The sequence below is a fragment of the Brachybacterium sp. AG952 genome (assembly GCF_004362645.1).
Classification (GTDB): Bacteria; Actinomycetota; Actinomycetes; order Actinomycetales; family Dermabacteraceae; genus Brachybacterium; species Brachybacterium conglomeratum.
Map to the genome: position 1 here is coordinate 90,394 of NZ_SNXV01000005.1, position 19,486 is coordinate 109,879.

Annotated in this window: 14 protein-coding genes; 8 read left to right on the forward strand and 6 right to left on the reverse strand. The window is 73.1% G+C overall.

What is annotated here, in order from left to right; all coding sequences use genetic code 11:
- Window positions 1-9: 9 nt before the first annotated feature.
- Both DEU31_RS12860 and DEU31_RS12865 read left to right on the forward strand, forming a co-directional pair.
- Complete coding sequence (locus DEU31_RS12860; RefSeq protein ID WP_133677447.1) at window positions 10-858, forward strand: SDR family NAD(P)-dependent oxidoreductase; 849 nt, start codon at window positions 10-12, stop codon at window positions 856-858.
- Entirely contained in the window at window positions 855-2,162 is a 1,308-nt protein-coding gene (locus DEU31_RS12865) for an AMP-binding protein (protein WP_133677448.1), read from the forward strand. Before DEU31_RS12860 ends, DEU31_RS12865 begins: the two co-directional genes overlap by 4 nt.
- Here the strand turns inward: DEU31_RS12865 and DEU31_RS12870 are convergent.
- Window positions 2,143-3,537, reverse strand: coding sequence for an L-serine ammonia-lyase (locus DEU31_RS12870; protein ID WP_010551018.1), 1,395 nt, complete (start codon window positions 3,535-3,537; stop codon window positions 2,143-2,145). The genes DEU31_RS12865 and DEU31_RS12870 overlap by 20 nt on opposite strands.
- A 111-nt stretch (window positions 3,538-3,648) precedes the next feature.
- Window positions 3,649-5,289 (reverse strand): DEAD/DEAH box helicase, encoded by a 1,641-nt coding sequence (locus DEU31_RS12875; RefSeq protein ID WP_133677449.1) that lies wholly within the window; start codon window positions 5,287-5,289, stop codon window positions 3,649-3,651.
- A gap of 69 nt (window positions 5,290-5,358) precedes the next feature.
- Here DEU31_RS12875 and panD point away from each other — a divergent pair, with 69 nt between their 5' ends.
- The 5 genes from panD to DEU31_RS12900 all read left to right on the forward strand — a co-directional run bounded on the left by panD (window position 5,359) and on the right by DEU31_RS12900 (window position 12,482).
- The gene (gene panD / locus DEU31_RS12880; RefSeq protein ID WP_029360570.1) at window positions 5,359-5,784 is read left to right on the forward strand and encodes an aspartate 1-decarboxylase; all 426 of its coding nucleotides are present in this window, start codon (window positions 5,359-5,361) and stop codon (window positions 5,782-5,784) included.
- 159 nt (window positions 5,785-5,943) lie between these two features.
- Entirely contained in the window at window positions 5,944-6,870 is a 927-nt protein-coding gene (locus DEU31_RS12885) for an AEC family transporter (protein WP_010551015.1), read from the forward strand.
- A 251-nt stretch (window positions 6,871-7,121) separates the two neighbouring features.
- Complete coding sequence (gene leuS, locus DEU31_RS12890; protein ID WP_133677450.1) at window positions 7,122-10,079, forward strand: leucine--tRNA ligase; 2,958 nt, start codon at window positions 7,122-7,124, stop codon at window positions 10,077-10,079.
- Between the two features lie 211 nt (window positions 10,080-10,290).
- Window positions 10,291-11,505: a hypothetical protein gene (locus DEU31_RS12895; protein ID WP_133677451.1), complete on the forward strand. Its 1,215-nt coding sequence runs from the start codon at window positions 10,291-10,293 to the stop codon at window positions 11,503-11,505.
- A gap of 101 nt (window positions 11,506-11,606) precedes the next feature.
- Window positions 11,607-12,482, forward strand: coding sequence for a hypothetical protein (locus DEU31_RS12900; protein ID WP_133677452.1), 876 nt, complete (start codon window positions 11,607-11,609; stop codon window positions 12,480-12,482).
- 92 nt (window positions 12,483-12,574) lie between these two features.
- Here the strand turns inward: DEU31_RS12900 and clpB are convergent, their stop codons facing one another.
- Window positions 12,575-15,217 carry an ATP-dependent chaperone ClpB gene (clpB, locus tag DEU31_RS12905; RefSeq protein ID WP_133677453.1) on the reverse strand — a complete coding sequence of 881 codons (2,643 nt, stop codon included), beginning with the start codon at window positions 15,215-15,217 and terminating at the stop codon, window positions 12,575-12,577.
- A gap of 286 nt (window positions 15,218-15,503) precedes the next feature.
- Here clpB and DEU31_RS12910 point away from each other — a divergent pair, with 286 nt between their 5' ends.
- Window positions 15,504-16,901 carry a PrsW family intramembrane metalloprotease gene (locus DEU31_RS12910; protein WP_133677454.1) on the forward strand — a complete coding sequence of 466 codons (1,398 nt, stop codon included), beginning with the start codon at window positions 15,504-15,506 and terminating at the stop codon, window positions 16,899-16,901.
- Window positions 16,902-16,991: 90 nt separating this feature from the next.
- Here the strand turns inward: DEU31_RS12910 and DEU31_RS12915 are convergent, their stop codons facing one another.
- From DEU31_RS12915 to DEU31_RS12925, 3 genes are read right to left on the reverse strand one after another with little or no spacing between them, the layout of a single operon-like run.
- Window positions 16,992-17,432: an RNA-binding S4 domain-containing protein gene (locus DEU31_RS12915; RefSeq protein WP_126985047.1), complete on the reverse strand. Its 441-nt coding sequence runs from the start codon at window positions 17,430-17,432 to the stop codon at window positions 16,992-16,994.
- Window positions 17,429-18,973 (reverse strand): amidase, encoded by a 1,545-nt coding sequence (locus DEU31_RS12920; RefSeq protein ID WP_133677455.1) that lies wholly within the window; start codon window positions 18,971-18,973, stop codon window positions 17,429-17,431. The genes DEU31_RS12915 and DEU31_RS12920 overlap by 4 nt, the downstream gene beginning before the upstream one ends.
- Window positions 18,970-19,479, reverse strand: a complete 510-nt coding sequence (locus DEU31_RS12925; RefSeq protein ID WP_133677456.1) for a low molecular weight protein-tyrosine-phosphatase — start codon at window positions 19,477-19,479, stop codon at window positions 18,970-18,972. Before DEU31_RS12925 ends, DEU31_RS12920 begins: the two co-directional genes overlap by 4 nt.
- Between the last annotated feature and the right edge of the window lie 7 nt (window positions 19,480-19,486).

Genomic DNA, 19,486 nt, shown 5'->3' on the forward strand with positions numbered 1-19,486 from the left:
AGGTCGACGATGATCCTGGTGACCGGGGCGAGCGGCGGCGTCGGCACCGCGCTGTGCCTGGAGCTGGCCGCGCGCGGCGAGGACCTCGCGCTCACCGCCCGGGATCGGGGCAGGCTCGAGGCGCTGGCCGAGCGGGTGCGCGCGGCGGGCGGCACCGCCACGGTCCACCCCTGCGATCTGCGGGACCAGGAGGCGGTCGCGGAGCTCGCCGCGGAGGTGCTCGCGCTGCACGGGGCACCCTCCGCCGTCGTCTCCCTCGCTGGCCACTCGCTGCGCCGCCCCCTCGCCGACACGATCGGGCGCCCGCACGACCTCGTGCGTCTCACGGGTACGAACATGCTCGGCCCGGCCGCGCTGCTGCTCGCCCTGCTCGCGCCGATGAGCCGCGCCGGCGGGGGACGGCTCCTCGTGGCCACCAGCGCCTCCGCCCGGATCCCGACCCCGGGCTGGGCCGCCTACGGCGCCTCGAAGGCGGGGATGGACGCCTGGCTGCGGGCGATCCGGCCCGAGGCGGAGCAGGCCGGGGTGCGGATCACCGTGGTCGAGCTGCCGCTGGTGGCGACCGCGATGGCCGCCCCGACCTACGGCGACCGGCCCCGGGGAGCGCTCACGCCCGCGCAGGCCGCCGCCCGGGTGCTGCGGGGGCTGGACCGCGCCCCGGCGATGGTCTCCCCGCCCTGGGCACGGCTCGCCGCGGTGCTCTCGCAGGCCGCACCCGCCCTCGCGGCCCGTGGTGCGGGCGCCGGGGCGGAGGTCGCACGGAGGCTCGCCGCCCGCACCTCCGCTCCGTGCGGCCGCGAGGGGCAGGGCCGGGGACCCGGCGGGCAGGGCCGCGCCGACCAGGAGCGACGGCGATGAGGCACCGGACGCCGGCCGGGCTCCGGGGCAGCGGGAGGGCGGCCCGGGCCCGGGCCTCCCTCCCCCGCGCTCCCCTGGTCCTGCCCGCCCTGGACGTCGGCGCCGCGCTGCGCGCGCGGGTCGGGGCGAGGCCGCGCGCCGTGGTGCTCGTGGACCGTCACGGCACGCTCACCGGAGACGAGCTGCTGGACCTCGTGCGTCTGCACCGCAGCGGCACCGCCACGGCGGACCGCGCCGGACTCGCCGCCCTGCCGGCCGAGGCCTCGCTGCGCCAGGTGCTCGCCGCGGTGCTCGCCGGCCCCGAGATGCTGGAGCTGCGCTCGAGCGGCTCCACCGGTGCTCCCCGGCCGCAGCGGCGCGGTCCCCTCTCCCCCGCGCAGCTGCTCTCCCTGGTGGACCTCGCCCGTCGGATCGGGCTGCGGCCGGGCCGGGTCACGGCCTGCGCAGCGCCGGGGGTGCACGGCCACGGACTGGTCGCGACGCTGGGCGCCCTCGCCCTCGGCGCCCCGCTCGTGGACCTCACCCATCTGCCCGCCGCGGAGCGCGTCGCCCTGCTGCACCGCACCTCGCCCGCGCTGCTCACCGGGGTGCCGGTGCACCTCGCGGACCTGCTGCGCGCTGACCGGGAGCTCGGCGGCGGGCGTCCGCTCGCGATCGACCGCGTCGTCGCGGGCTCCGACGCGCTCTCCCCCGTGCTGCGCGCGGATCTCGCGCGCCACTTCCGGGCCCGGGTCCACGACGTCTACGGCACCACCGAGACCGGCTCGCTGTGCGTGGACGGTCGCCCTCTGCACGGCGTGCACCTGCGGGAGCTCGACGGGCTGCTGTGCGCCCGCACCCCGTTCACGGGCGGTCGGGAGCTGGTCACCGACCGCGGGGAGATCACGGCCGATGGGAGGGTGCGGGTGCTGGGCCGGGCGGACGGCTCGGTCTCCTCCGGCGGGATGCTCCACGACCCCGCCGCGACGGTGCGCGTGCTGCGCTCCGCTCCCGGCGTCGCCTCGGCGCGCCTGCAGGTGGTGCCCGATGCGCGCTTCGGCGTGCGGACCCTCGCCGAGGTGGTCCTCGCCCCCGCCGCGGCGGACGCGGTGCCGCCGAGCGCCGAGGAGCTCCGGACCCTGGTGCGGGACCGGCTGGGCGCCGCGGCGGTGCCCCGCGAGGTGCGGATCCTGCCGCCGGGCGCGGCGAGCGCGGCGCCGTCGGGACCCGACGGCGAGGGGCCCGCGCCGTCGGGAGAGGGCCCCTCGGCCCCCTGGGGCCCCGGCGGGCCGATGGACGTTCCGCTCAGCAGTCCGGGACGCTGACCGGCACCGCGGTGACCGCGAGCCCGCCCATGGCGGTCTCCTTGTACCGCTCGGACATGTCCTTGCCCGTCAGCCGCATCGTCTCGATGACGGTGTCGAGGGAGACGAAGTGCTCGCCGGTGCCGCGCAGCGCGAAGCGCGCCGCGGTGATCGCCTTGACGGCGGCCATCGCATTGCGCTCGATGCAGGGCACCTGCACCAGACCGCCGACGGGGTCGCAGGTCAGGCCCAGGTTGTGCTCCATCGCGATCTCGGCGGCGTTCTCGACCTGGGCGGGCTTGCCGCCCATCACCTCGCACAGCGCCGCGGCCGCCATCGAGCAGGCCGAGCCCACCTCGCCCTGGCAGCCCACCTCGGCGCCGGAGATCGAGGCGTGCTCCTTGTAGAGCGAGCCGATCGCCCCGGCGGTCAGCAGGAAGCGCACCGCGATCTCGTCGGGGTCCACGCCCTCGATGTAGTTGGTCGCGAAGAAGAGCACGGCCGGGATGATCCCGGCGGCCCCGTTGGTCGGCGCGGTGACGACGCGGCCGCCGGCGGCGTTCTCCTCGTTCACGGCGAGCGCGGCGAGGGAGACCCATTCGAAGGAGTTCATGGGCAGACGCGCCGGGTCCTCGGCGGAGAGCGAGTCGTACCAGGAGGCGGCGCGGCGCTTGACCTCGAGCCCGCCGGGGAGGATCCCGGGGGTGCGGATGCCGCGCTGGATGCAGTCGTCCATGGTGCGCCAGATCCTCAGCAGGCCCTCGCGGATCTCCTCGTCGTCCCGCCACTGCCTCTCGCGCAGCAGCATCGCGTCGGAGATCGAGATGCCCCGGTCCTCGCACACCCGCAGCAGCTCGGCCCCGGTGGTGAAGATGGTGCGGCCCTCGTCCTCCGCGGCGACCTCCGCGATCGAGCGGTCCATGTCCGCCTCGTCGACGACGAAGCCTCCGCCGACGGAGAACATCGGACGGCGCACGAGCTCGGCGCCGCCCGAGTCCTGGGCGATGAAGGTCATCCCGTTGGAGTGCTGGGGCAGGAAGGTCAGCGGGTGCAGCACGATCGAGGAAGGTCGCAGCGACACCTCGAGCCGGCCGTCGAGCAGCAGCCCGCCCTCCGCCTCGATCCGCTCGACGCGCTCCCTGCCCGCGACCGGGTCCACGGTCTCCGGATCCGAGCCCTCCAGGCCCATCACGATCGCGGAGAGCGTGCCGTGCCCCTCGCCGGTCGCGGCGAGCGAGCCGTACAGATGGACCTCCACCTCGGCGACCCGCGGCCCCGTCTCCGGGTCCGAGAGCACCTCGTGCGCGAACTGCGCCGCCGCCCGCATCGGCCCCACCGTGTGGGAGCTCGACGGGCCGATGCCGATCTTGAACATGTCGAACGTGCTGATGCTCACCGCAGTCCTCCTCGACGTCCTCGTCGTGTCGGTCGTGCCCGCCGCGCATGCGGCCGGGCACTGCGTGCCGTGACCGGGAGTGCTCTCCCCCGACGCGTCACGGCACGACGATCATCGCCCCCCGTGCCGTCGCGGGCCGCGGCTCGGCGCGCCGGAGCGGCCGCGGCCGCCCGTGCGTCCGGTGCCCCGGCCCTGGCCGGAGTCCTGGCCGCGACCTGTGCCGCCGGAGTCCCTGCCGCCGCGACCGGTGCCGCCGGAGCCCTTGCCGCCGGACCCCTTACCGGCGCCCGAGCCCTTGCCCGCACCTCGCCCGCCGCCGCGGGGTCCCTGCGCCCCGCCACGTCCGGCGCCCGCGCCCTTGCCCCGGCCGGGAGCGCCGCCGCGCCGCGGTCCCGCGCGGCGCTCCTGCGACGGCTCCTCCTCCCAGGAGGCGCGGCGCTCTTCGTTCGTGCGTCGTGCCTCGGCCTTGCGCTCGTCGGCGCCGCGGGAGCGGGAGAGGTCGAGCTTGCGGGGCGCGCCCTTGTACTTCACGCGGGCAGGGTCCTCGACGGGCTCCCCGGCCGGGGTGCGGCCGCCGAGCTCCTCGAGCACGGGGTGCTCGGCGTTCTCGACGTCCTCCGCCCAGCGCGGCTCGACCTCCGCCTCGCCCAGGATCCGACGGGCCTGCCGGGTCTGATGGGGCAGGGCGAGGGTGACCACGCTGCCGGCGGCGCCGGCGCGGGCCGTGCGGCCGGAGCGGTGGACGTACTCCTTCACGTCGTCCGAGGGGTCCACGTGCACCACCATCGTGACGTCGTCGATGTGCAGGCCGCGGGCGGCGACGTCGGTCGCGACCAGCACGGGGAAGGCTCCCTGGCGGAAGCCGGCCAGCACGTTCGTGCGCAGCCCCTGCTGCTTGTTGCCGTGCAGGGCCGCGGCGCCGATCCCCACCTCGACGAGCTCCTGGGCGACGCGCTCGGCGCCGAGCTGGGTGCGGGTGAACATCAGGGTGCGTCCCTCGCGGGCGCCGAGCTGGGCGGTCACGGCGCGCTTCGCGGCCGGGGCGATCGCCAGGACGGTGTGGTCCATGGTCTTCACCGCCGCGGTGACCGGAGTGGTCTCGTGGCTGATGGGGTCGACGAGGAAGGTGTCGACGATGTCCTCGACCTGCCCGTCGAGCGTCGCGGAGAAGAGCATCTTCTGGGTGCCCATCGGGACGGCGGCGAGGATGTCGCGCACGTCGGGCAGGAACCCGAGGTCGGACATGTGGTCGGCCTCGTCGATCACGGTCGACTCCACTAGGTCCAGCTGCAGCGCGCCGCGCTCGGCGAGGTCGATCAGGCGTCCCGGGGTCGCCACCACGATGCCGACGCCGCGGGCGACCGCGTCGGCCTGCTTCTCGATGTTCATGCCGCCGGAGACCAGCTGGGCGGAGATCCCGACCGCGCGGGCGAAGGGGTGGATCGTGTCGACGACCTGCACCGCGAGCTCGCGGGTGGGCACGAGCACCACGCCGAGCGGCCGACGGCGATGCACCTTGCGGCCGCGGAAGCGGGAGGTCATCGCGAGGGTGAAGGCGAGGGTCTTGCCGGAGCCGGTCTCCGCGCGGGCGAGCACGTCGCGGCCAGCGAGGGCGTCGGGGAGGATCGCGGACTGGATCTCGAAGGCGCGCTCGAGCCCCTGCGAGGCGAGCACGCCGAGCAGCTCGTCGGGCAGCGCCATGTCCTCGAACCGCTCCGAGAGATGGGCGGAGCGGCGGCGAGCCTTGGGCATGGTGATCCTCCTGACGACGACGTGCACTCCCATCATCCAGCATCTCGCACTCATGGGATAATGGGAGCGATGTTGCGCACTCTCATGACCTCGAAGATCCACCGGGCCACGGTCACGCAGGCGGACCTGCACTACGTGGGCTCGGTGACGATCGACCCTGTCCTCTCCGAGGCCGCGGGTCTCGTCGAGCACGAGCAGGTCACGATCGTGGACATCGCCAACGGCCACCGCCTGACCACCTACGTGATCGAGGGCGAGCGCGGCAGCGGCGTGATCGGCATCAACGGGGCGGCGGCGCACCTGGTCTCCCCCGGCGACCTCGTGATCATCATGGCCTACGGACAGCTGGACGCGGCCGAGGTCGCCTCCCATCACCCGCGCGTGGTCCACGTCGACGAGGACAACCGCATCGTCGCGATCGGCGAGGACGGCGCGCAGCCCGTCCCCGGCATGCCCGATCAGATCGACGGCCGTACCTCGCACGGCATCCGCTGACTCCTCGTCTCCGCGGCGTCCGGCCGCACGGTCCCGGAGGCGGGCACGGGTTCGCGCCCTCCCCGTCGGCCGGTGTCCGACCCGCGAACGCAGGAAGCCCCTTTCCGCCCCGCCCTATAGGATCGGTGCGGTGACCTCCTCCTCGCCCCGTCCTCCCCAGTGAGCGGCGTCCTCGCGGGCTTCTTCATCGTCTGGTCCATGATCGGCGTGGGCTGGGTGGTGGGACGCACCGGCGTGCTCGGCGCCCACGGCCGCTACGTCCTGAACCGCACCACCTTCTTCGTCGCCTCCCCTGCGCTGGTGCTGGTGGGGCTGCTCGGCTCCGACGTACGCTCCGTGTTCTCCCTGCCGATGCTGGTGGCCGGGCTGTCCGGGCTCGGCACGGGCGCGCTGCTCATCGCCGGGGTGGCCCTGTTCACGAAGCGGCGCGGCGCGGACCTGGTGGTCACCGCGATCAGCGGCTCCGTCGTCAACGGCGCGAACATGGGCTTCCCGATCGCCGCCTACGTGCTCGGGGACATCTCCCACGCCCTGCCGGTGATCCTCTTCCAGCAGGCGGTCTACACGCCCCTCTATCTCTTCGTCCTGCACCGGGTCACGGAGAAGGACGCCCAGGGCGCGGCCGGGGTGCTGCGCAGCATCGTCGCGAACCCCGTCATCATCGCCTCGGCCATCGGGCTGGTGCTCGTGCTGATCGGGGTGAAGGTCCCCGGGGTGGTGCTCGAGCCGGTCCAGTCCCTGGCCGACATGGCGATCCCGGCGATGCTGCTGGCCTACGGACTGTCCCTGCACGGCTCGCGCCCGCTCGCGAAGGACGACGGATATCGCGGGCTGATCGCCGTCGCCTCCGGTGCGAAGCTCCTCGCCATGCCGCTGATCGCGCTCGGGATCGGACTGCTGCTGGGGATGCGGGGCGCCCATCTGTACGAGGTCGTCGTGATGGCGGCGCTGCCCACCGCGCAGAACGTGTACGTCGCCGCCGCCCGCTACCGCGCCTCGGAGAACCTCGCCCGGGACACGGTGCTCATCACGACGATCGGCACGGTGCTCGTGCTGCTGCTCATCTCCGCGGTGCTCGAGGTCTGATCGGGCCGGGCCCTCCGCGACGGGCGCGCTAGGATGGCCCGGTGACGGAACGGCTGCTGCTTATGCAGCCGCGTCGGACAAGGCCCGCGACCGTGTCGCGCTCCTGAGCGAGCGCCCGGCGACGACGAGGCACCGACGCGGCTCCCCTCGCCTGCGCGAGGGTTTTTTCATGTCACGAGGCCATCACCCCACTGCCTGACCCACTGCCTGGCGGCCCCGGCCGCACTGATCCTTCGGAGGACGATCCACCCATGAGCGAGGCACCCCACCGGTACACGGCCGCGATGGCGGACGAGATCGAGCTGCGCTGGCAGCAGCGCTGGGACGAGGAGGGCACCTTTTACGCCGACAACCCCGTCGGCGAGCTGCGCGGCACCGCCCCCTCGCTCGAGGAGGCCACCGCCGCAGCCACCTCCTCGTCCGAGAAGATGTACATCATGGACATGTTCCCCTACCCCTCGGGGTCGGGGCTGCACGTCGGCCACCCGCTGGGCTACATCGCGACCGACGTGGTCGCCCGCCACCAGCGCATGCTCGGCAAGAACGTGCTGTACACGATGGGCTACGACGCCTTCGGCCTGCCCGCCGAGCAGTACGCCGTCCAGACCGGCACCCATCCGCGCACCACCACCGAGGCGAACGTTGCGAACATGCGCCGCCAGCTGCACCGCCTGGGCCTGTCCCATGACCCGCGCCGCTCGCTCGCGACCACGGACCCCGAGTTCGTGAAGTGGACGCAGTGGATCTTCCTGCGCATCTTCGACTCCTGGTACGACCCGGACGCCCCGAACGCCGACGGCGTCACCGGGCGCGCCCGCCCGATCGCCGAGCTGCGCGAGGAGCTGCGCGCCGGCACGATCGACCCCTTCGCCCTCGCGGGCCGCCAGGGCCTTGAGATCCCCGCCTCCTGGCAGGGCCGCAGCGCCGCCGAGGTCCCCGGCGCCACCGACGCGGAGATCGCGCAGCTCGCCGACGGCTTCCGCCTGGCCTACATCTCCGAGACCCCCGTGAACTGGTGCCCCGGCCTCGGCACGGTGCTGGCCAACGAGGAGGTCACCGCCGAGGGCCGCTCCGAGCGCGGCAACTTCCCCGTCTTCACCCGCCGCCTGCGCCAGTGGAACATGCGCATCACCGCCTATGGCGACCGCCTGGTCGACGACCTGGACCGGGTGGACTGGCCCGAGTCGATCCGCTCCATGCAGCGCAACTGGATCGGCCGCAGCCACGGCGCCCAGATCAGCTTCCCCGTCGCCGGTCTCGCGGACCACGAGGACGCCGGCTTCGACGTGTTCACCACGCGCGCCGACACCCTGTTCGGCGCGACCTTCTGCGTCCTCTCCCCCGAGCACTCCCTGCTGACGGACGTCTCCGCCCTGCCGGAGGCGTGGCCCGAGGGCACGCAGGAGGCGTGGACCGGCGGCGCCGCGAGCCCCCGCGAGGCCGTCGCCGCCTACCAGGCGCGCGCCGCCTCGCTGGACGAGGACGAGCGCACCGAGGAGGGCCGCGAGAAGACCGGCGTGTTCACCGGCCTGTACGCGACGAACCCGATGGACGGCCGCGAGCTGCCCGTGTTCACCGCCGACTACGTGCTGATGGGCTACGGCACCGGCGCGATCATGGCCGTGCCCGCCGAGGACGAGCGCGACTTCGCGTTCGCGGACCGCTTCGAGCTGCCCGTGATCCGCACCGTCCGCCCGCCGGAGGACTTCGAGGGCGGGGCCTGGACCGGCGAGGGCGAGAAGATCAACTCCGCCTCCGCGGACCTGGATCTGAACGGCCTGGACAAGGACGAGGCGAAGGCGCGCGCCACCGCCTACGCCGAGCAGAAGGGCTTCGGCCGGGCCCGCACCACCTACCGCCTCCGGGACTGGCTGTTCTCCCGGCAGCGCTACTGGGGCGAGCCCTTCCCGATCGTCTACGACCCCGCGGATCCCGAGACCCCGATCGCGCTGCCGGAGTCGATGCTGCCGGTGGACCTGCCGGAGGTCGCGGACTTCTCCCCGAAGACCTTCGACCCGATGGACGCCGATACCGAGCCGCAGACCCCGCTCTCGCGCGCCGAGGACTGGGTCGAGGTGGAGCTGGACCTCGGCGAGGGGCCGAAGACCTACCTGCGCGAGACCAACACGATGCCGCAGTGGGCGGGTTCGTCCTGGTACCACCTGCGCTACATCGACCCCACCGAGGACGAGGTCCTGGTGCGGCCCGAGAACGAGAAGTACTGGCTGGGCGCCCGTGAGGAGGGCGGCGTCGGCGGCGTGGACCTCTACGTCGGCGGCGTGGAGCACGCGGTGCTGCACCTGCTGTACGCGCGGTTCTGGCACAAGGTGCTCTTCGACCGCGGCGACGTGACCAGCCAGGAGCCCTTCCACCGCCTGTTCAACCAGGGCTACATCCAGGCCTACGCCTACACCGACTCCCGCGGCGTGCACGTGCCGGCCGAGGAGGTCGTCGCGGAGGCAGACGGCACCTTCACCTACCAGGGCGAGCCGGTCACCCAGGAGTACGGGAAGATGGGCAAGTCGCTGAAGAACGCGGTCGCGCCCGACGACATGTACGAGGAGTACGGCGCGGACACCCTGCGCGTGTACGAGATGTCGATGGGGCCGCTGGACCTCTCCCGCCCGTGGGAGACCCGCGCCGTGGTCGGCTCGCAGCGCTTCCTGCAGCGCCTGTGGCGCCTCGTGATCGACGAGGAGACCGGGACGCTGACCGTCTCCGACGAGCCGGCCGACCTGCCCACGAAGCAGGCCGTGCACCGCGCGATCGACGGCGTGCGCCGCGACATGGACCGGATGCAGTTCAACACTGCGATCGCGAAGCTCATCGAGCTGGTCAACCACCTCACCAAGCAGCTCACCTCGACCGGAACCGTGCCGCGCGAGGCCGTGGAGCCGCTGGTGCTGATGGTCTCGCCGCTGGCCCCGCACCTGGCCGAGGAGCTGTGGGTGCGCCTGGGCCGCTCCGGCGGGATCTCCCGCGTGGCGTACCCGGTCGCGGACCCGGAGCTGCTGAAGGCCGAGCAGGTCACCTGCGTCGTCCAGGTCAAGGGCAAGGTCCGCCACCGGATCGAGGTCGACCCGGAGATCTCCGCCGAGGACCTCGAGGCCGCCGTCATGGCCGAGGACCGGGTCAAGGAGCTGCTCCAGGGGCAGACGGTGCGCAAGGTGATCGTCCGCGCCCCGAAGATCGTGAACATCGTGGTCTGAGACCGGGCGACCGACGGCCCCGTCGCTCCCTGGAGCGGCGGGGCCGTCGCATGTCCGGACGTGGTCGTGGTCGTGGCCGTGGTCGTGTCGGGCTCGGGCTCAGGCTCGGGCTCGGGCCGAGGGCCTGCGACCGTTCCTCCACATCCGGCCGTCGTCCACATCGAGGCCCGGCCCCGGGCGGCACGGACCGAGCGATCCCTAGCCTCGCGCCATGGACACCTTCTGCGGATGCGACACCGAGACCCTGGACGATCTGGCCAAGCGGGTGCGCGAGGGCGCGCTGCGCCTGATCCAGCTGATCGAGCTGCTGCGCGAGGCCGCCGAGTCGGTCGACTGGACCGGTCCGGACGCCGACGCCCACCGTCACCGCACCGCGACGATGGCCGAGCACGGCCTCGCCGCCGGCGCCGACCTGCGCGCGAAGGCGCTGGAGCTGAGACGCCATGCGTGGGAGCAGGAGCGGGCCTCGGAGCTCGACCCCGGAGCCGCGGTGCGGGCCGAGCTCCCCGGGGACGGGGCCGGTGAGGGGATCTTCGCGGATCCCGGCCGCTGGCTCGGCGGTCCGATGGCGCCCTCGGACCCGCTCGACCCGCTGCCCGGTCTCCGCGGGCCGCGCGGCCTGCCGACGCCGCCCGGGGGATGGGGCCCGTGGATCGGAGGGCCGATGGCTCCGGCGGACCCGACGACCCCGCTGCCATCTCTGCCGACCCCGTCCGGCGGCTGGGGTCCGTGGATCGGCGGGCCCTTCATGCCCTCCCCGCCTCCGCCCATGGTGTCGGGGCCGCTGCCCGAGGGTGAGCAGTTCGCACTGGATCCGGAGATCGTCGCCGAGGCGCGTGGCGACCGTGAGCTCGCCCTCGGCTCCGTCCCGGTCGCCGGTCACATCCAGACCGCGCTCGGCCTGCACGAGGAGGTCGGGCACCTCAACGATCGCCTCGACGAGGCGGCCGGCGGCACGGTCTTCGAGCCCCTGGCCCGCGTGGCGCGAGTTCCCCACACCGTGACCGAACCGGTGCTCGGCGAGGGCTCCACCGCCGGTCAGCTGGCGGAAAACCTCGATCGGAGCTGGGCGAACGTCCTCCAGACCGGTTCCGAGGTGACCGCTGCCGTCGGCGAGGGCGACCTCGCCGCGGCCGCGCGCGCCGGCGAGCGCGGGCTGTTCCGCAGCGCGGAGAACTCCGCGGATCTGCTCACGATCTCGCCGATCCCGGCCTATGCGGAGTCGGGCGCGGATCTCCTCGGCGAGGGGGCCGACGCGGTCCGCGGGATCAGCCCGGAGGCGGCTGCCGGGCTGGAGAGCGCCGAGGCCACGGTCCGGGAGGACGTCGAGGGCCTCACGGACTACCGCGAGACTCTCACCGACGGGGAGACCTGGTACGACGCACGCCGTCGCTACGCGCCGATGCCCTGGGACCCTCAGGGCTGACACGCGGGACAGAGCCGTGCATCTCCGTCGTGCCGCCCCGGCTCGGCATGGGGAGCAGTCCCCATCGACCGCTGCGACGCAGCACGGCATGATATTGCGCCATGACCTTCCAGGGTGCCGACACCGATCGGTTGCGAGCGACCGCCACCGCCTTCGAGCGCGGCGCCACCTCGCTCGAGACGCTGCTGACCACCCTGTCCGGTGTCGTGAGCGCGGTCGACTGGCAGGGACCGGACGCCGACCGCTTCCGCTCCGACTTCGAGCGCCTCGTGCAGCAGGCCGACGTGACCGCATCGGACGTCGCCGAGCGTGGTTCCCGACTCGAGCAGGAGGCCGAGGAGCAGGATGAAGCGTCGTCCGGCGGCGGTGCGGGTGCCGATGCCGGACCGGGCGGCCCGACCCCTCTCGACCGGATACGCCGGATCTTCGGTGGCCTGTCCAGCTCCGACGGGACCTCGGATGCCGAGGAGAAGTTCCGGGAGGTCTCGAAGGAGATCTTCAACAAGGTCGCGGACAAGGTCGGCGACTCTCGGGAGCTGCCCACCTGGGCGCGGCGACTGACGAAGGGAGTCGCCGCCGGAGTCAACGTGTACCCCGAGATGGAAGAGATGTACCAGCACCTCGCCGCGGGCGAGACCGGCCTTGCGATCGGCGATGGCTTCGAGATCGTCTGGGGTGCTGCTCCCCACCCGGTCGCGGCTCTCGGATCCATGGCGAACGAGGAGTTCACGGGTCCCGGCGAGGACGCCACCTCCCCCTTCGAGAAGTGGGGACAGATCCAGGAGGAGAGCTTCGGCGCGCGCTACGGCGAGAAGGTCGGGGGCGACATCTCGCACCTGCTGGGTTTCGAGGACGAAGGCACGATGGACAACCTGATCACCTCGGGCGGCGGAGTCGCCGGGTGGACGACGTTCTCGGCCTTCGGCCCGACAGGTTTCCTGAACCAGGCCAGCGGCGTCTGGAACTCACGGGACTGACGAAGTCCGAGATCGCTTGACCGAGCACGACGAGGTCCCGGTGCAGGGCTGAGCCCGCACCGGGACCTCGATCCCGCAGAGAGGTGCCGAGGTCATTCCTCCCGGGATGCAGGGACGTCGTCCTCGACAGACGTGCCGAGCACGAGCCCGTCGCCGTCGGCCGCAGTGGTCACCGTGACCGTCTGGCCGTCCTGCACCTGACCGCGCAGGATGAGACGAGCGAGGCCGTCCCCGATCTCCTTCTGGACCAGGCGCTTGAGCGGCCGCGCCCCGTACATCGGGTCGAAGCCCTCCTCGGCGAGCCAGCGCGTGGCCGCCTCGTCGACCTGCAGCGCGATGCGCCGTTCGGCCAGACGCTCCGCGACCTCCTGGATCTGCAGGGTGACGATGCTGCCGAGCTGCTCGCGGGAGAGCGCGTCGAACAGCACGATGTCGTCGAGCCGGTTGAGGAACTCGGGCTTGAAGGAGGCGCGCACCACCTGCATCACGCGGTCGTGCTTCTCCTGCTCGGTCAGCGCCGCATCCTGCAGAGCATGGGCGCCGAGGTTCGAGGTGAGGATCAGGATCGTGGAGCGGAAGTCCACGGTCCGGCCCTGACCGTCGGTGAGCCGGCCGTCGTCGAGCACCTGCAGCAGCACGTCGAACACGTCCGGGTGCGCCTTCTCGATCTCGTCCAGCAGCACCACCGAGTAGGGGCGTCGCCGCACCGCCTCGGTGAGCTGGCCGCCCTCGTCGTAGCCGACGTAGCCCGGAGGCGCACCGACCAGCCGTGCGACGGTGTGCTTCTCGGAGTACTCCGACATGTCGATGCGGATCATCGCCCGCTCGTCGTCGAAGAGGAACTCGGCCAGCGCCTTGGCCAGCTCGGTCTTGCCCACGCCCGTCGGGCCGAGGAACAGGAACGAGCCGGTGGGACGGTTCGGGTCGGAGATCCCGGCCCGGGCCCGTCGCACCGCGTCGGAGACCTCGGAGACCGCACGCTCCTGCCCGATCAGCCGCTTGCCGATCAGCTGCTCCATCTGCAGCAGCTTCTCCGTCTCCCCCTGCATCAGGCGCCCGGCGGGGATGCCCGTCCAGGCGGCGACCACGTCGGCGATGTCATCGGGGCCGACATGGTCGGCGACCATCGGCCGCTCGTCCTCGCCCTCTGCGCGGCCCTCCTGCTCCTCGGCCTCGCGCAGTTGCTGCTTTAGGGAGGGGATGTCGCCGTAGAGGATCTTCGAGGCCGCGGTGAGGTCGCCCTCGCGCTGCGCCCGGTCGGCCTGCATCCGCAGCTGCTCGAGCTGCGCCTTGAGGTCGCCGACCAGGTTCAGCCCGGCCTTCTCGCGCTCCCAGCGGGCGGAGAGCTCCTGCATCGCCTCGGTGCGGTCGGCGAGCTGGGAGCGGACGGAGTCCAGGCGGGCCAGCGAGCCCGGGTCGTCGCTCCCGTCGAGCGCGAGCTCCTCCATCTTCAGCCGGTCCACCTGGCGCCGCAGGATGTCCAGCTCCTCGGGGGAGGAGTCCAGCTCCATGCGCTGGCGCGAGGCGGCCTCGTCCACCAGGTCGATCGCCTTGTCCGGCAGCTGGCGCCCGGCGATGAACCGGTCGGAGAGGGAGGCCGCGGCGACCAGTGCGGAGTCGGTGATGGTGACCTTGTGGTGCGCCTCGTACTTGTCCTTCAGACCGCGCAGGATCGTCACGGTGTCCTCGACGCTCGGCTCCCCCACCAGCACCTGCTGGAAGCGGCGCTCGAGCGCGGGGTCCTTCTCGATGTTCTCGCGGTACTCGTCCAGCGTGGTCGCGCCGACCATGCGCAGCTCGCCGCGGGCGAGCATGGGCTTGAGCATGTTGCCGGCGTCCATCGAGCCGTCGCCGGAGCCGCCCGCGCCGACCACAGTGTGCAGCTCGTCGATGAAGGTGATGATCTGGCCGTTGCTGGTGCGGATCTCTTCCAGGACCGCCTTCATCCGCTCCTCGAACTCGCCGCGGTACTTGGAGCCGGCGACCATCGAGGAGAGGTCCAGGGAGATCAGGCGCTTGCCGCGCAGGGAGTCGGGGACGTCGCCGGCGACGATGCGCTGGGCGAGACCCTCGACCACGGCGGTCTTGCCCACGCCGGGCTCGCCGATCAGGACGGGGTTGTTCTTCGTGCGGCGGCTGAGCACCTGCACGACGCGGCGGATCTCGGCGTCGCGTCCGATCACCGGGTCGAGGCGTCCCTCGCGGGCCTGCTCGGTGAGGTCGATGCCGAACTTCTCGAGGCTCTGGAAGGTGCCCTCGGGGTTCTGGGAGTCCATCTGATTCATGCGGTCATCTCCTGGGGTGAGTGTGCGGACGGCATCGCGGAGAGCTCGTGGGGTGGCGCCGACGCTGCTGAGCAGCCTCGAGGCCGCGTCCTTGCCGAGTGCGATGCCGATCAGCAGATGCTCGGTGGACAGGTAGGTGCGGTGGGCGGCGTCGGCCTCGTGGCGCGCCGCCTCGAGGGCGTCGTAGCCGGTGCCGACGAAGGTGGGCGAGGACTCCGCGCCCCTGCCGGAGACGCGGGGCAGGGAGTCGATCGCCTGCTCCGCGCGACGGATCACGTCCAGGGGATCGACGCCGACGGCCTCGAGCGCGGCGCGGGCGATCCCGTCGACCTGCCCGGCGAGCGCCCACAGCAGGTGCATCGAGCTGATCTGGGGGTTGCCGAGCTCGACGGCCTTCTCCGCTGCCGCGGTGACGGCCTCCTGCGAGCGGGTGGTGAACTTGAACTCCACGGTGCTCCTTCTGCTGTGCGGGCCCTTCCGGGCGGTGGTCTCGGGATGATCATCCCTGCTCGATGGGGTCAACGTCGACAGGGTTGAGTCTATTCCGCTCAACTTCGCGGTGGTCGAGCCGCAGGGACGCGAGCTCGTCCACAGGCGGCCCGGCGCCCGGGTGTGCGGCGCGTCTCCCCTGTAGCATCGACCCGGAGCCGCGCACCGTCCGTCCAGGGGAACCGACGCCGACGGGGGCGTCGGCCCCGCCTGCATCCCTGCACCTCCTCCAGAGACCGAGGCCTCCATGTCCCAGTCCCCGTACTCGCCGCAGGGCGGCCAGTACATGCCCAACGGTCGCCCGCGGCCGGGAGCGACGCAGTCCGCGCCCGGGGCACCGTCCTTCCAGCAGCAGCCGCGCTACATCGACTACGGCAATCCCCGGGCCTACGACACCTCGGTGCGTCCTGCCTCGGGCCTGACCGCCGCGCGCTTCGCGCCGGCGCAGATCCAGCGCCCCGACCAGGCCCAGCCGCAGTCGGCCTGGTCCACCCAGACCCGTCGGGTGCAGGAGGTCTCGCAGAACCCCACGCAGCTGCCCGCGGTGAGCATCCTGGTGTGGATCTCGCTGATCGTGCTCGGCTTCGCCCTGCTGCTGGTGCTGGGCTACTTCTTCCTCGAGTTCGTGCTCACCGCGAGCTCGAGCCCGGCCTGGTGGCCGGTGACCGCCTTCCTCGCCGGGATCTCCCTGGTGGTGATCGGCCTGGTGATGTTCCTGGCCGACCGATGGGACCCGCAGCCCTTCCCGCTGCTGCTCATCGCGGTGTTCTGGGGCGCGGCGATCGCGGCCTTCGGCAGCTACTGGATCAACTCCCTCAACAGCCTGCTGGTCTACATGGTCACCGGCAGCGAGGCGGCCGTCGCGTTCGCCGGCCCCGTGATCAGCGCACCGCTGGTGGAGGAGACCACCAAGGGCGCGGGCCTGCTCGTGCTGATGCTGCTGGCGCGCCGCTACTTCAACGGCCCGCTGGACGGGCTGATCTACGGCTCCCTGATCGGCGGCGGCTTCGCCTTCACCGAGAACATCATCTACTACACCCGGATCCTCGAGGAGGCGGGCGGCTACGGCGTGCTGTTCCTGTTCCTGCTGCGCGGGCTGGGCAACATCTTCGGCCACGCGATCTACACCGCCTGCACCGGCGTCATCGTCGGCTTCGTGGCCCGCAAGTGGGGCACGATCATGGGCTTCCTCGTGTTCATCCCCGCGCTGATCCCCGGCATGCTGCTGCACGCGGCGTGGAACTTCACCGCCGGCCTCGGCGGCGGCCTCGGGATGACGGTGCTCATGTACGGCGCGAAGTTCCTCCTCTCCTGCTGCTTCCTGGTGTTCATCGTCGTGCTGATCTGGGACGAGTCCCGGCTGACCCGCGTGCGCCTGGGCGACTACGCGAACCAGGGCTGGCTGACCCACGAGGAGGTCGACATGCTCGCGACCTGGAAGGGACGCCGCGAGGGCAAGCGCTGGGCCACCCAGATCGGCGCGAAGCCCGTGATGAAGAGGTTCATCCGCGAGAGCGCGGACCTCGCCTCGATCCGCCAGCGCCTCCTGGCCGACGGCGCGAACCCGAAGGTCGTCCAGATCGAGCGGAACCTCCTGCAGCGCCTGACCAGCAACCGCCAGGAGCTGCTCTCCCACGCCCGCTGAGCAGCGCCGTCACGACCAGGGCACAGCCCTCACGCCACAGGCCCCGCCCCCGATCACCGGGGCGGGGCCTGTGCCGTGAAGGACGACGGGTCAGCGCTCGTCCTCGCTCCAGGGGTGCTGGTCGCGGCCGCGCAGGCGCTCGAACTGGCGCCGCTCGCGCTTCGTGGGACGGCCGGTGCCCCGCTCACGGCGGGGCGGCGCCGCGGCGAGCTGCGGGACCGGCTCCGGGCTGTGGTCCTCGTAAGCCTCGCGCGCGATGGGGGCGCCGACGCGCTTGGTGAGGATCCTCGTGACGACCACGATCTTCTCCCGGCCCGGGGAGCGCACCCGCAGCTCGTCGCCGACGGAGATCCGCTGGGCGGCCTTGACCGGCTCGCCGTTGCGGCGCACATGGCCGCCGCGGCAGGCGGCCGTCGCGGCCGAGCGCGTGGGCATCAGCCGGGCGCTCCACAGCCACACGTCCAGACGCACCGACGTCGGGCCCGACGAGGCCCCGGTCCCGGAGGCCGGGCCCGCTCCCCCGTCGCTCATGCCGCGTGCGGCGTCCGCACGAGCGGCCACGGGTCGTGCGCCTCGAGCTGGGCGGCGAGGGCGAGCAGGAGCGGCTCGTCGCCGGGCCGCGTGGCGCCGAGCTGGACGCCGAAGGGCAGCTCCACGCCGTCCACCGCTTCGCGGTGCAGCGGCACCGAGAGCGCGGCGGTGCCGAGCATGTTCCAGGTGCTGGTCCACGGGGTGAAGGCGCACTGGGCGGCGAAGTCGTCGGCGCCGTCGGCGAGCTGGAGCGTCTCCGGGAACGCGGGCGGGGCCGCGAGGGACGGGGTGAGCACCACGTCGAAGGAGGCGAAGTCCTCGAGGGTGCCGCGGGCGAGGGCCTGCACCCCGCTGAACGCGGCGGCGAGGTCGACGCCCGTGCATGCCCTGCCCTGCTCGCGCAGCCAGCGGGTCAGCTCCAGCAGCTGCCCCTCCTGCACGGGCTCGAGCGGGATGCTCGCCGCGCCGACGGTCCACAGCGGCATGAAGGCGGTCCACTGCTCCGGGGTGAACGGGGCGGGGATCTCCTGCGTGCTGTGCCCGAGGTCCTCCAGCAGGCGCACGGCTCGCTCGAGGCCGGCGAGCGCGGCCGGGTGCACCTCGGTGTCCGCGGCCAGCGGCTCGCGCAGCACGCCGATGCGCAGCCCCTGCGGCGCCGCGCCCTGCTCGAGCCGTGCGAGATAGCTCCCCTCGTGGGCGGGGGCCGGCATGAAGTCGCCGGGGCGGGGCCCGGCGATCAGGTCGAGGCCCGCCGCGAGATCGCGCACCTCACGGGCGAGGACCCCGTCGGTGACCAGCCCCATCCCCTCGCCGCCGTACGGTCCGGGCGAGACGAGGCCGCGGGACGGCTTCAGCCCCACGATCCCGCAGCAGGCGGCGGGGATCCGCACCGAGCCGCCGCCGTCGGAGCCGTGGGCGATCGGCACGATGCCGCTGGCGACCGCGGCGGCGGCGCCGCCGCTGGATCCTCCGGCGGTGCGGCGCAGGTCCCAGGGGGTGCGGGCCGGCGCGCCGGTCGCGGGCTCGGTGTAGCAGGGCATCCCGAACTCGGGGGTCGTGGTCTTGCCGACGGTGAGGGTGCCGCCGTCGAGCAGACGCTGCGCGACCCCGTCGGTGCGCGTGGCCATGTTCCCGCGCAGCGCCGCGCTGCCGGCCTCGAGGGGGGCGCCGGCGAGCTGGGTGAGGTCCTTGATCGGCATCGGCACCCCGAGCAGGGGGTGGCTGCGGGAGAGCTCCTCGAGGGCGCCGTCGGTGCGGGCCGCCTCCAGGTGCTCCCCCGCCTCGCGGGCCTGGGCGAGGGTGAGCTCCTCGAGGACGTGGGCGAAGGCCCCGACCTCGGCGCCGACGGTGCGGGCGCCGTCGAGCGCAGCCTCGGCGAGGGTGACGGGGTCGATCTCGCCGGAGCGAAGGGCCGCGGCGGTGGAGAGGGCGCCGAGCGGCGCATCCGTCGGCCCGGAGGCGCCCCGAGGCGCTCCCGCTCCCCCGTCGGCCCCCTGGGCCGCGCTCGCCGAGTCTTCGGGCTGCGGAGTCGCGGCGGTCACCGCCTGACCCCGTCCTGGGCGCCCTGCTCGAGACCGGCCCGCACGTGGTCGAGGATCCCGTCGACGGCCTCGCTGATCTGCTCCCAGGTGAGCTCGAAGTCGCTCTCGTCGCCGTACCAGGGATCGCGGATGCCGGTGTCCTCCACGGGCTCGGGGGCGAAGTCGCGGACCATGCGCAGCGTCTCGGCGGCCCGGTCGGCGCCGAGCACCGAACGGATCGGGTCGACGTGGTCGTGGTCCAGGGCGAGCACGAGATCCGCGCTCCTCAGCTCCTCGGAATCCATCCGTCGGGCCCGGTGGCCGGAGGGGTCGATCCCGTGCTCGCGCAGCAGCGCCCCGGCGCGCGGATCGATCGGGTTGCCGCTCTCCCAGCCGGTGGTGCCGGCGGAGGCGATCTCCACCTCCCCGGCGAGGCCCTTCGCCTCGACGGCCTCGCGCAGCGCGTACTCGGCCATGGGCGAGCGGCAGATGTTGCCGGTGCAGACGGTGAGGATGCGGTAGGTCAACGTCTCT